A 12,240-nucleotide genomic window follows, 5' to 3' on the forward strand; every position below is an offset into this window, starting at 1 on the left:
GAGCCGTGGGGATTCGAGCACCAAGAAACGCTACCATGAAGGGAAAGAATGGGCTGCTGAATACGCATAGCGGGTGTAATCCTCGCCTTTCTAGGACGGGGTTCTTCAATTGTCACACCTCTTTTTCAGTTCCATTCATCAGTCGCCGGATATTATCCTTGTGTCGGATGCAGACAAGCAAGGAAATGCTTGATGCAAACAGGATAAACATCGGTTCCTTTGTTAAGAAAAAAGATATGAAGGGGAGCACGCCAAAAGCTGTTAAAGCGGCAACGGCAGCGTATTTCGACAAGAGGAAACCGCCCAACCAGAAGATAGCTGCGATAAATGCAATTTGAGGAGAGAGGGCAAGAAACATCCCGAAAGCGGTTGCAACGCCTTTCCCTCCCTTAAACCGAAGATAAATGGGAAAGATATGTCCCAGGACAACTGCCAGCGACACGATGAGAAGAATCTCCTCACCCATTCCAAAATACCGGACCACCGCAACCGGAACCGCCCCCTTCAGGATATCACATACGAGAGTCAAGGCAGCCGCCCTTTTTCCGACGACACGCAACACATTGGTTGCGCCAATATTTCCGCTTCCCCTCTCTCGCGGATCGACACCTTCTATGCTCCTTGAAAACAAGAGGCCGAAAGGGATTGCTCCAACAAGATATGCGGAAAGAGCCATCCCAAATCCCGCAATCCAGGTGTTCATTTCACCTTCAAAATATTCAAACTCCGTCCATACTTAACGAAATATTGCATGGCAGAATAGAGCGCAAGGACCATCGAAGCCAGAAGAAGCAACAGGCCGATTTCATGATATATTTCAGAGGTGAAATCGATGATCAATAAAATGATCGCAATAACTTGAAGGGCGGTCTTATATTTCCCCAGATTCTCGGCAGCGATAACGATTCCCTCAGATGAAGCGATCGCACGAAATCCGGTCACGGCAAATTCTCGGCCTATAATAACAATGGCGATCCAGGCTGAAACCCGATTATCCCCCACGAGAAGGATCAGCGCTGAAAGAATTAGAAGTTTATCCGCGACGGGATCAAGGAATTTTCCGAATTGCGTAACTTCTGATCTAAGCCTGGCAAAATATCCATCAAGTATATCGGTGATCGAGGCGATTGAAAATATGCCAGCCGCAATAAGGGAACTCTGCTGAGTACTTTGATAGAAAAAACCGATAAAAAAAGGAATCAGGAGAACCCGTGTTATTGTAAGTGAATTTGGAAGGTTCATGCTTTATCCTTTGGCTGCCGGAGGTTGTGTTTTCCAGCGCCGGTGCATCCAGACCCATTGCTCAGGGTATTGCTTGATATGTTCTTCTATCTTCGCTGTAAATATCGCGGTGTTCACTTCAATATCCTTTTTGTTGTCATCACTTCTGACAAGCGTGATCGGTTTGTTGATCGTGATTTTATGGCGATCGTTTGGTAGCCGTGTGACAAAGCAGGTGATTGTCGCCGCCCCGCTCTTTAAGGCAAGTTGCGCGGCGCCCGCGGGCGTGTAAGCCTTCTGATTGAAGAAATTCACAAAGACCCCATTGACCTGTGTATCCTGGTCAATCAATAATCCAAGGATTTCCTTCTTTCTCAAGACGCCTAATATCTTCTTGGATGATGAAGGGCTTCCCCGGCTAATCGTCTCAATATTGAACTTCGAACGAAGGCGAATAATCAACTCATCAATTCTGGGATCGTAAAGCGGGGCCGCGATGACATGAAGGCGATAGCCCCGGAGCGACAGGGCCGCTGCCATCAGCTCCCAGTTACCAATATGACCTGTGATGAGGACCGTTCCTTTTCCGTTCGACTTTGCCTCTTTAAGGTATTCCTCTCCCTCAATTGTAACGAGTGACTCAATCCGCCGGAGCGTCAGATACCGAAAGTTCAGAATCTCAATGAGGCCTTTTCCGAGGTTTTGAAAGTTCCGTCGTGCGATCTTATTTAATTCTTTCTCCGATTTGTCCCGACCAAAGGCAATTCGCAAGCCCTCAAGGGACCGTCCTCTCTCTCGGCGAAGCAGATAAAATGCGATTCTTCCCAGCAGCCCGCCAAACTGTACACCCAAACGCCACGGAAGAAATCTGGTTGTCCCAGACACGGCCAGCAAGGCAAGAAAGACAATGGAACGTGTAATTTTATTTGAGACTTTCAATGAATACCCTGCGCAGATAAAATAAAGTCGACGACTTCTCTCACGGCGCCCTCTCCTCCCCGGCGCTGAGTGACCCAATCCACCCTTTTTTTGACCTCATCAACGGCATTGGCCACTGCGACAGAAAGTCCAACCTGCCGAAGCAAGGGTAGATCAATCAGATCATCGCCAATAAAAGCGACTGATTCTTTTTCTAATTGATACTTTTTCGCAATTTGTTGATAGGCCTTCACCTTATCACGAACCCCCTGATAGACGTCTTCGATCCGGAGCTCTTTCGCTCTCCACGTGAGGACTTTGGAGTGACGTCCTGAGATAATCGCGACCAGAATAGAGGCATTACGACACCGGGCAATCCCCAAACCATCATAAATAGAAAAACCTTTTATTTCCTTCCCGTTCTCGTCAAAGTAGAGCATCCCATTTGTCATCACCCCATCGACATCCAACAAGAGGCATTTGATCTGTTTTGCCTTTTCGATGAGGTCCTTGCTCAATCTAAGCGGCGCCTTTCTTAAGGAGGTCATGCAGATGGACGACCCCCTTCATAAGACCTTCTTTATCGACGGCAACCAGTGAGGTAATCGAAAAGATTTCCATTCTGTGAACGGCCTCCGCGGCCAAAGCCTCTGACAGGATGGTCTTTGGGGACGCATTCATCACCTGTGCGGCAGGTAATGAAAATATATCTGTCTGCCCACGATTCACATCCTTGATCAATCTTCTTAGATCTCCATCGGTCACAACCCCAGAGAAAGTTCCTTTCTCTGTGACAACGGTTGTCATTCCCAACTTCTTTGCACTCATTTCCAGCACAACTTCCCGCATCGGTGTCGTTTCCTGAACGGTCGGAATCTCTTCTCCCGTATGCATGACATCCATAACTTTTAAAAGAAGATTTCGACCCAGAGAACCTCCGGGGTGGAAAAAAGCAAAATCTTCCTTTTTGAAGCCCTTCATTTGAAGAAGGGCAACGGCCAGGGCATCCCCCATGGCCAAGGCCGTTGTGGTACTTGCCGTCGGGGCCAGGCCCAGAGGACAGGCCTCTTCCCGAACGGAAACATCCAGAACGATATCACTTGCCTTTGCAAGGCTTGAGTCGATCTTGCCCGTCATGGTGATCAACTTCAGGTCGAGACGTTTAATGGCAGGGAGGATGCGAAGAATCTCTTCTGTCTCTCCGCTGTTGGAAATAGTCAATACAACATCATCTCTGGAGATCATTCCAAGATCGCCATGAATTCCCTCAGAGGGATGAAGAAAAAAGGCAGGAGTCCCGGTACTCGCCATGGTTGCGCTTATTTTCTTGCCGATGTGTCCCGATTTCCCCATGCCGATGATCACCACCCGACCTTTACAATCATGGCAGAACTTAACCGCGACAACGAAGTGACCATCTATCCTCTTTTCAAGGGCGGAAAGGGCTTCTGCCTCGATGCGAATGACCCGTCGGCCTTCTTCTATGCTGATGTCCATTTTCTCTTCACTCATGCGAGGTTGCTTCTCTTTTACTCATGGGAGCGTTCCTGCGGTACTCGAATCCTTAACTTGAAAGTTGTATTGTGGTTACGCCTCTTGCCAATACCCGAAGTAAAACAAGATAAACTTAAAGTTTTACGTTAGGGTTCAATGAGCGCATCGAGAATGCGTCGTACATCTTTCAAAACGATATTTAACTCCGAGTAATCCACCATGTTGGGGCCATCGGATGGGGCCGTGTCGGGTCTCGGATGAACCTCGAGAAAGAGGCCGTCGCATCCCGTCGCAACGGCAGATCTGGAGAGTGGTGCGACAAACTCCCTTTGTCCAGATGAAACTTTTCCACCCCCTCCCGGCAATTGTACGCTGTGTGTTCCGTCAAATATAACCGGATATCCCGATTCTCTCATGATGACGAGTGAACGCATGTCACTTACAAGATTATTATACCCGAAAGTGCTTCCCCTTTCGGTCAGCATAATTTTCTTATGCCCGATAGATTCCAACTTTTCAACCACATTAATCATATCCCAGGGAGCCATAAATTGCCCTTTTTTCACATTAACCACCCGCCCGGTCTTCCCTGCAGCAAGGAGTAGATCGGTTTGTCGGCATAAAAATGCTGGGATCTGAAGGATGTCCAGAACTTCCGCCGCCACAGTCGCCTCCTCAGCGGTATGGACATCTGAAAGAACGGGAATGCCGATTTCTGATTTGACCTTTTGGAGGATCTTGAGACCCTGATCCATGCCGATACCTCGAAAAGATGAAAAAGCACTTCTATTGGCCTTGTCGTAAGACGACTTGTAGATATAGGGCATCCGGTGAAGTTTCGCAATCCGGGCAATGGCTTCCGCCGTCTTTAATGCCAGATCTTCATCTTCGATCACGCAGGGGCCCGCAATAAGGAAGAACGGCCCATCTCCTAGATTTATTTCACCAACACCGAACGCGTTCGTCATTTTTTCCTTTCATTGTTCCGTCGGGTCTTTTTGACGGCCGTTTTATTTGAATGACGTTGAATAAGAAATTGATTTGCCGCCTTGATAAAAGACTTAAAAAGAGGGTGAGGGGCATCGGGACGCGATTTGAATTCAGGATGAAATTGGACTGCGACAAACCAGGGATGGTTTGGAAGTTCAAGTATTTCGACTAGCTTTCCGTCCGGCGAGAGACCTCCAAAAACCATCCCGCCCTTTTCCATCTGATCGCGATATAGATTATTGAACTCATATCTATGCCGATGCCTTTCCGAGATGGCTCTTTCCCGGTATATCCCATAGGCGCGGGTCCTTTTTTGTATATGACACAGATAGGCACCCAGGCGCATTGTCGCCCCTTTATCCACCAGATGACGCTGTTCCGGAAGTAAGTCGATCACGGGATGGGGTGTCTTAGGATTAAATTCAGCACTACTCGCATTTTTCAAACCCACAACATTGCGGGCAAATTCGATAACAGCACATTGCATTCCGAGGCAGATTCCAAAGAAGGGAAGCTCTTTCTCCCGTGCATACCGAATGGCCAATACCTTCCCTTCGACGCCCCGGTGGCCGAAGCCACTTGCCACAAGGACTCCATCACAGTCCTTTAGAGTCTGATCGACTCGTTTCCCTTCTAGGGCTTCACTGTCGATCCAATCGATATCGACGCCAAGCTGATTTCCGATTCCTCCGTGGATTAAAGATTCATAGAGACTCTTATACGAATCCTTTAGATCAATATACTTTCCGACCAAGGCAATGCGAACCCGGCCTTTTGGCTTTGTGACCACACGGACAATCCTTTTCCACCGTCTTAAGTCAGGGCTCGGCGTATTCAAACCCAGCTTTTGAACGATCGTTTCATCAAGTTTTTCCTGATGAAATACAAGAGGAACCTCGTAGATGCTGTCAACATCCCTTGCTGTGATCACCGCACTGAGCTCAACACTGCAGAAGAGGGCAATCTTTTTCTTTAGATCAGTGGAGAGTGGGCGATCTGTTCGGCAGAGAAGGATATCCGGCTGTATACCGATTTCTCTCATTTTATTGACGCTGTGCTGGGTAGGTTTTGTTTTCAATTCATCCGCCGCCTTGATATAGGGGACTAGGGTCAGATGGATGTAGAGGACATTCTCTCTCCCGACATCAAATGGAAACTGGCGAATTGCCTCGAGAAAAGGGAGGCTTTCGATATCACCGACGGTGCCGCCGATTTCAACGATGACGACATCGACTTTGTTTTTATTTCCTTTCGCAACTGCGGTGATGGAATGCTTGATCTCATTGGTAATGTGCGGGACGACCTGAACTGTCCCGCCGAGATAATCCCCGCGCCGCTCCTTCTTGATCACATTAAAATAGATCTTTCCGGTCGTATAATTATTCTCTTTTGACATTGTAATGGAGGTATATCGTTCATAATGTCCTAGGTCTAAATCGGTTTCGGCGCCATCGTCTGTGACAAAGACCTCTCCATGTTGATAGGGATTCATCGTTCCCGGATCGACATTGATATAGGGGTCAAGCTTCAAAAAAGTGACCGTCAGCCCTCTCGCCTTGAGAAGATTTCCGATCGCGGCTGCGGACAGCCCTTTCCCTAAGGACGAAACAACCCCTCCTGTAATGAAGATATATTTTGTCACACAATCCTCCAGTAGATGCATGCTGAATAATTACGTTTATTTAAGAAGAACTATTTGAAGACACCATCTCTTTGGCCTTGACCAGATCTTCAGGGGCATTCACCTCCCAGAAGAAACGTGCGGATTCCGGTTTTATATCGACAACCGATATGCGCTCTCCCTCTTCCAGAATACGTAGCTGCTCCAACTTTTCTGCTTTCTCCAACGGTCCTTCGGAGGATTTCGAAATCTGAAGGAGGAATTCTTTTTTATAGATATAGATCCCATAGTGCTTGTAAAATTTAAAGGGCAACTCTGAGAGATCGAGCATATTGGGTGCAATGTATGGGATGGGAGAACGTGAAAAATAGAGTGCTCGGTTATTCCGATCCGTCACAACCTTGACCGTATTTTGTGAAAAAATTTCTTCTTTAGAAAGGATTTCCGATTTAACAGTCACCAGCTTGGCGAAGCCCCGGCCAATTAAATTCGCGCTGACCTCCAGGAGGTCATCCAAAACTCCGGGCAGAAAGACGGGCAGATCGCCCTGTAAATTGACAACCATCTCCGAATCAAATTGTTCGGCAACTTCCGCCACCCGTTCCGTTCCGGTTTGATGAGAAGAGGAGGTCATAGAGACTTCAGCCCCAAACCCTCGGGCGCAATCAGCAATCCGTTTATCATCTGTTGCAACAATAACACGGCCATGATGTTTTATCATCATGGTCCGTTCCCATACATGCTGAATCATCGGTTTCCCATTAAGATCTGCAAGGGGTTTTCCGGGAAAACGCTGAGACTGATATCTTGCTGGGATAACAATTAATCTAGAAAATAAGGAGGAGTTGCTCATGAGAGAACCTGTTCCAGTTTGTTTCTATGAATGGCCGCGGTTCCCACCTCTCCCACAACAATGCCGGCCGCGTGGTTCGCCATACGGGCTGCAGCAGCAAAGGATGCACCCGCCGCCAGGGCGAGGGAGAGTGTCCCGACAACCGTATCTCCGGCACCGGTGACATCATACACCTCCTTGGCTTCGGTCGGGATATGCGTGACCTTTCCATTTTTTTCGAAGAGGCTCATTCCCTGTTCTCCCCGTGTGATGAGTACGGCTTCACACTTGAGATTTTTTAAGAGTTTTTTCCCCGCTGTGCACAGCGACTTTTCATCCACGATTTCAATACCCGATCCCTCGGATGCCTCAAGATGGTTCGGGGTAATCATGGTGACATTTTTGTAATAAGAAAGACGATCCACTTTGGGATCAACCACGACCGGAATTCCTCTTTTTTTTGCCCAGGAGATCACTTTCTTCATAAGCCTTTCGGTCACGACGCCCTTCGCGTAGTCCGAGACAACGATGCCGTCAATTTCCATGAGATGATCTGCGATGAATGCAGCCATTTTCCTCTCGGTTTTGAGTTTGATTTGTGCCCGTTCTTCATGGTCATAGCGAACCACCTGTTGTTGGTGGGCAATAATACGTGTTTTTTTTGTGGTCGGCCGGTCATCCTCCACGACCAGTCCCTCCAGGGGAACGCCCTTTGAAAAGATTTCATCTCTGATCCATTTTCCGGCATCGTCTGATCCGACGACACTGCAGATCATTCCGTCCCCCCCTAAAGTCAGGATATTCTGAAGGACATTCCCCGCGCCGCCAAGTAAGACCGACTCAGATTGGACATTCACGACGGGGACAGGCGCCTCCGGAGAGATTCTCCGTACGCTTCCCCAAATATAATGGTCCAACATCATGTCCCCCAACACAAGGATCTTCTTCCTGGAAAACTGTGTTAAAAACCGATTCAATTGAATCTTCCTGGTTGCCATAGCTTCTTTTAGCGGAGGATCTTTCCGAGTCGATCCCATCGAACCCCGCTTACCTCCTTGTCCCATGACCAGTAGATTAGAAAAGCCTGCCCTTTAATTTTTGAGAAATCGACAAAACCCCAGAAGCGTGAGTCGAGGCTATGGTCCCGGTTGTCTCCCATTACAAAATAAGCATTTTGAGGAACGGATATGGGTCCAAAATTATCGCGGTTATCAAGGGATCGCAAGGGAAGTGTCTTCTCGTCATAGATGGCGTATGATTCTTCCTGTTTCACTCCATTCAGGTAGAGGGCCTTTTCTTTGACTTCAATCGTATCTCCAGGGATACCGACAACACGCTTAATAAAATCCTTCTTTTCATCCTTGGGAAAACGGAAAACGATGATGTCTCCCCGGTCCGGCTTCGTGATCGGAACCAAAACGATATCCGTAAAAGGGAGACGAACGCCATAAATAAATTTACTGACGAGAATATGGTCCCCGATCGCAAGGCTTGGAATCATCGATCCTGAGGGAATCTTGAAGGCCTGTACGACAAAGGTTCGGATAAAGAGGGCCAGGACGATGGCAATGACCAAGGTCTCGGCATACTCTCGAAAGGTTGACTTCGTCTTTTTTCCCTTGGATAAGATTAATCCTGAACCTTCAGGACTGCCAGGAAGGCTTCCTGCGGCACCTCCACCCGGCCAACCTGCTTCATTCTTTTTTTGCCTTCCTTCTGTTTTTCCCATAATTTCCTTTTTCTCGTAATGTCCCCACCATAACATTTCGCCGTCACATTTTTCTTCAAGGCCGCGACGGTCTCTCTCGCAATCACCTTGCCCCCAATCGCTGCCTGGATGGCGACCTCGAACATCTGTCTTGGAATAATTTCTTTCATTTTTTCAGCAAGTTGTCTGGCCCGAAGCTGTGACTTCTCCCGATCCGCAATAAAGGAAAGCGCATCGACCCGCTCTCCATTGAGCATAATATCCACTTTAACCAGATGGGCGTCTTGATATCCTCTGAATTCATAATCCAAAGAGGCATAGCCCTTGGACATCGACTTTAGACGATCATAAAAATCAAGGATCACCTCATTGAGTGGCAGGTCATAAGTGAGCATGACCCGGCCAACATCAAGGTACTTCATATCTTTTTGTGTGCCGCGCCTTTCCTGACAGAGTCTGATGATGGAACCCAGATATTCGTCTCTCGTGATAATTACCGCTTCGATAAAAGGCTCTTCAAACCGGGCGATCTCGCCGGGAGGAGGAAGTTTGGCCGGATTCTCAATATTGAGAACCTCCCCTTTTTGCGTGGTGATGTGATAGACCACGGTGGGCGCTGTGCCGATTAAGGCAAGGCGATATTCCCTTTCGAGACGTTCCTTGATAATTTCCATATGGAGCAGGCCCAGGAATCCGCAGCGGAACCCGAAGCCAAGGGCCAGAGAGGTCTCAGGTTCATACTGAAAAGAGGAGTCATTCAGCTGCAACTTGGTCAGGGCCTCCCGGAGGTCTTCAAAACGATCGGTGTCAATCGTATATAGACCGCAGAAGACCATCGGCGTGACTTCTTTATAGCCTGGTATTGCCACAGACGCGGGATTTTTGGCCTCTGTCACCGTGTCACCTACCTTGGTTTCACTTACTTCCCGAATTCCGGAGACAAGATAACCGACCTCCCCCGCAGAGAGGGAATCTACCTCTTGCGGTTTCGGAAGAAAGGCACCCAGAGAAAGGACTTCGTGCTCTTTTTGGTTAGACATCAGTCGGATCCGTGTCCCTTTTCGAACGCTTCCATCGACGATCTTGATCAGGATGACGGCCCCTTGATAGTTGTCAAACCAGGAGTCGATGATCAAGGCACGCAACGGGGCCTCCCGATCGCCCTTTGGAGGAGGGACATTCAGAACAACCGACTCCAGGATCTCTTTAATCCCCATCCCCTCCTTTGCGCTTGTGGCGATCGCCTGGGAGACATCCAGTCCCAGGATCTCTTCAATCTGACTTTTCGTCTTTTCAATGTCGGCGCTGGGGAGGTCTATTTTATTGATAACCGGAATGATCTCCAGGTTGTTGTCGATGGCCATGTAGGCGTTCGCAATGGTCTGTGCTTCCACCCCCTGTGTGGCATCGACCACCAGCAAGGCACCATCACAGGCAGAGAGGCTTCGTGAAACCTCGTAGGAAAAATCAACATGACCCGGCGTATCAATCAGGTGAAGCATGTAGTTAATCCCATCTTCTGCGGTGTACTGTAATCGTACGGCGTGAGACTTAATTGTAATGCCTCTTTCTCTCTCGAGATCCATATCATCCAGGAGCTGGTCTTTAAATTCACGCGGGTCAACGGCCCCGGTCAATTCCAGAAGACGGTCGGCCAGGGTCGATTTACCATGGTCAATATGGGCTATGATGGAAAAATTACGGATATGTTCTTGCAATGGGCCTTCCTGACATATAAAACACTGAATTATATTGGGTTTATCTCTTGTTGTCAAAAAGAATCGGGAACCCAAGATCGAAAGTTGCATCTTAGGTTAAAGCGCATAAGTCTCATGGAAGACAAGGCCAGATGGCACAAGGACGATCGAGGCGTACTCACCTGTACGGTAAGGAGTCCGTTGGCCGATATCAGAGTATAAGGTGACAAATCGAAGAACGAGAAGAGTCCTTTGTGAGATCAGAGCGGCTCAAATTTTGCCGTAAAATGCCTGAGTACCTTTGCCTGCTCCGCAATCTTGAATCCACTGAGCGTCTCGCGTCTTTTCCAGACCCGTTTGGCGACTTCAATCACATAATCGATATGGCTTTGGGTATACACTCGTCTTGGGATCGCCAGCCGGACCAGCTCCATTCCAGCAGGACATTCCTTTTTTGTCATGAGATCGACCTTCCCAAACATGACAGAGCCGATCTCCACGGTGCGAATGCCGCCAGCCAGGTAGAACGCGGCAACCAGGGCCTGTCCAGGATATTCTAAGGGCGGGATATGAGGTAAAGCCGCTTTTGCATCGATATAGATGGCATGTCCTCCGGGCGGCTGAACAATGGGAAAACCTGCCTTTTCCATATTTTTTCCAAGATACTCGGTCTCCGCGATTCGATAAATCAGGTAATCTTCTTTCAATATTTCTCTTAAGCCAATGGCGATGGCCTCAAGATCTCTCCCCGCCATGCCACCATACGTGGTAAAACCCTCCGTCAGGATCAAGAGCTCACGCTCTCGTTTGGCCAGAAAATCATCATTCGTGCAGAGAAAACCTCCCATATTTGACAAGCCGTCTTTCTTAGCGCTCATGGTACAGCCATCCGCGTAGCCCATCATTTCCTGAACAATCTCCTGGACAGGCGTATCTTTGTATCCCTCTTCATGCAGTTTAATAAAATAGGCGTTCTCCGCAAAGCGGCAGGCATCAAAATAGAGGGGGATCTCATATTTTGAGAGCAGTTCTTTGACAGTGCGTATATTGGACATTGACACCGGTTGCCCCCCCACCCGAGTTATTTGTGATTGTGATCATGCACAGGGGAATCCTTTCCCTTCTGACACGATGTATCAAGGCCTCCAGTTTTTCCAGGTCCATATTTCCTTTAAACGGATAATGACTTTCCGGATCAAGACCTTCTGCAATGAGGATATCCTCCGCGTTGGCCCCCTGATACTCTACATTGGCCCGCGTGGTATCAAAGTGGCTGTTATTCGGGACCACATCCCCCTCCTTGCAAACCGTCGAAAACAGGATGCGTTCGGCAGCGCGACCCTGATGTGTTGGGATCACATGATTAAAACCAAATATTGCTTTGACGGTTTTTTCAAAACGCTCATAGCTCTCGCTTCCGGCATAGGCCTCATCCCCTCGCATGATCCCGCTCCACTGATCCGAACTCATGGCACTCGTCCCGCTGTCGGTCAGCAGATCAATCATGACATCACGCGCCTTGATGAAAAACACGTTGTAATGAGCCTTCTGAAGAATTTTTTGGCGATCGGCCCGGGTCGTCATCCGGATCGGCTCCACCGCCTTGATCTTGAAGGGCTCAATAATTGTCCTGAAACTGGTTTCAGATTTATTAAGTCGATGAATTTCTTCTTCCATGAACTTTGGTAATCCTCCCTAAATATAAAGGTGCTCAGAAGTAGAATTTTCCAATATAGTAATTTAGGAGGAGAATCTACGA

At 48.3% G+C, this 12,240-nt stretch carries 11 protein-coding genes and 1 pseudogene; all 12 read right to left on the reverse strand.

Annotation, left to right across the window (positions count from 1 at the left end; all coding sequences use genetic code 11):
• Positions 1–112: 112 nt before the first annotated feature.
• On the reverse strand, positions 113–703 hold the full coding sequence (gene plsY, locus EYQ01_05000; GenBank protein HIE65161.1) for a glycerol-3-phosphate 1-O-acyltransferase PlsY: 591 nt from the start codon (positions 701–703) through the stop codon (positions 113–115).
• The gene (gene pgsA / locus EYQ01_05005; protein HIE65162.1) at positions 700–1,242 is read right to left on the reverse strand and encodes a CDP-diacylglycerol--glycerol-3-phosphate 3-phosphatidyltransferase; all 543 of its coding nucleotides are present in this window, start codon (positions 1,240–1,242) and stop codon (positions 700–702) included. The genes plsY and pgsA overlap by 4 nt, the downstream gene beginning before the upstream one ends.
• A gap of 3 nt (positions 1,243–1,245) precedes the next feature.
• Positions 1,246–2,238, reverse strand: a complete 993-nt coding sequence (locus EYQ01_05010; GenBank protein HIE65163.1) for a hypothetical protein — start codon at positions 2,236–2,238, stop codon at positions 1,246–1,248.
• Positions 2,157–2,687: a 3-deoxy-D-manno-octulosonate 8-phosphate phosphatase gene (locus EYQ01_05015; GenBank protein ID HIE65164.1), complete on the reverse strand. Its 531-nt coding sequence runs from the start codon at positions 2,685–2,687 to the stop codon at positions 2,157–2,159. Before EYQ01_05015 ends, EYQ01_05010 begins: the two co-directional genes overlap by 82 nt.
• Positions 2,659–3,630: a KpsF/GutQ family sugar-phosphate isomerase gene (locus tag EYQ01_05020; protein HIE65165.1), complete on the reverse strand. Its 972-nt coding sequence runs from the start codon at positions 3,628–3,630 to the stop codon at positions 2,659–2,661. Before EYQ01_05020 ends, EYQ01_05015 begins: the two co-directional genes overlap by 29 nt.
• Before the next feature lie 149 nt (positions 3,631–3,779).
• A complete protein-coding gene (locus EYQ01_05025) occupies positions 3,780–4,601 on the reverse strand; it encodes a 3-deoxy-8-phosphooctulonate synthase (GenBank protein ID HIE65166.1) in 822 nt (273 codons plus the stop codon).
• Positions 4,598–6,265 carry a CTP synthase gene (locus tag EYQ01_05030; GenBank protein HIE65167.1) on the reverse strand — a complete coding sequence of 556 codons (1,668 nt, stop codon included), beginning with the start codon at positions 6,263–6,265 and terminating at the stop codon, positions 4,598–4,600. Before EYQ01_05030 ends, EYQ01_05025 begins: the two co-directional genes overlap by 4 nt.
• Positions 6,266–6,305: 40 nt before the next feature.
• On the reverse strand, positions 6,306–7,097 hold the full coding sequence (kdsB, locus tag EYQ01_05035; protein ID HIE65168.1) for a 3-deoxy-manno-octulosonate cytidylyltransferase: 792 nt from the start codon (positions 7,095–7,097) through the stop codon (positions 6,306–6,308).
• Positions 7,094–8,074 carry a D-glycero-beta-D-manno-heptose-7-phosphate kinase gene (rfaE1, locus tag EYQ01_05040; protein ID HIE65169.1) on the reverse strand — a complete coding sequence of 327 codons (981 nt, stop codon included), beginning with the start codon at positions 8,072–8,074 and terminating at the stop codon, positions 7,094–7,096. The genes kdsB and rfaE1 overlap by 4 nt, the downstream gene beginning before the upstream one ends.
• Before the next feature lie 8 nt (positions 8,075–8,082).
• Positions 8,083–8,805 carry a signal peptidase I gene (gene lepB / locus EYQ01_05045; protein ID HIE65170.1) on the reverse strand — a complete coding sequence of 241 codons (723 nt, stop codon included), beginning with the start codon at positions 8,803–8,805 and terminating at the stop codon, positions 8,083–8,085.
• The gene (gene lepA, locus EYQ01_05050) at positions 8,706–10,592 is read right to left on the reverse strand and encodes an elongation factor 4 (protein HIE65171.1); all 1,887 of its coding nucleotides are present in this window, start codon (positions 10,590–10,592) and stop codon (positions 8,706–8,708) included. Before lepA ends, lepB begins: the two co-directional genes overlap by 100 nt.
• A gap of 149 nt (positions 10,593–10,741) precedes the next feature.
• Positions 10,742–12,158, reverse strand: a pseudogene (locus tag EYQ01_05055) (tryptophanase).
• Positions 12,159–12,240 lie beyond the last annotated feature (82 nt).

This window comes from Candidatus Manganitrophaceae bacterium (assembly GCA_012960925.1).
Lineage (GTDB): Bacteria > Nitrospirota > Nitrospiria > SBBL01 > JAADHI01 > DUAG01.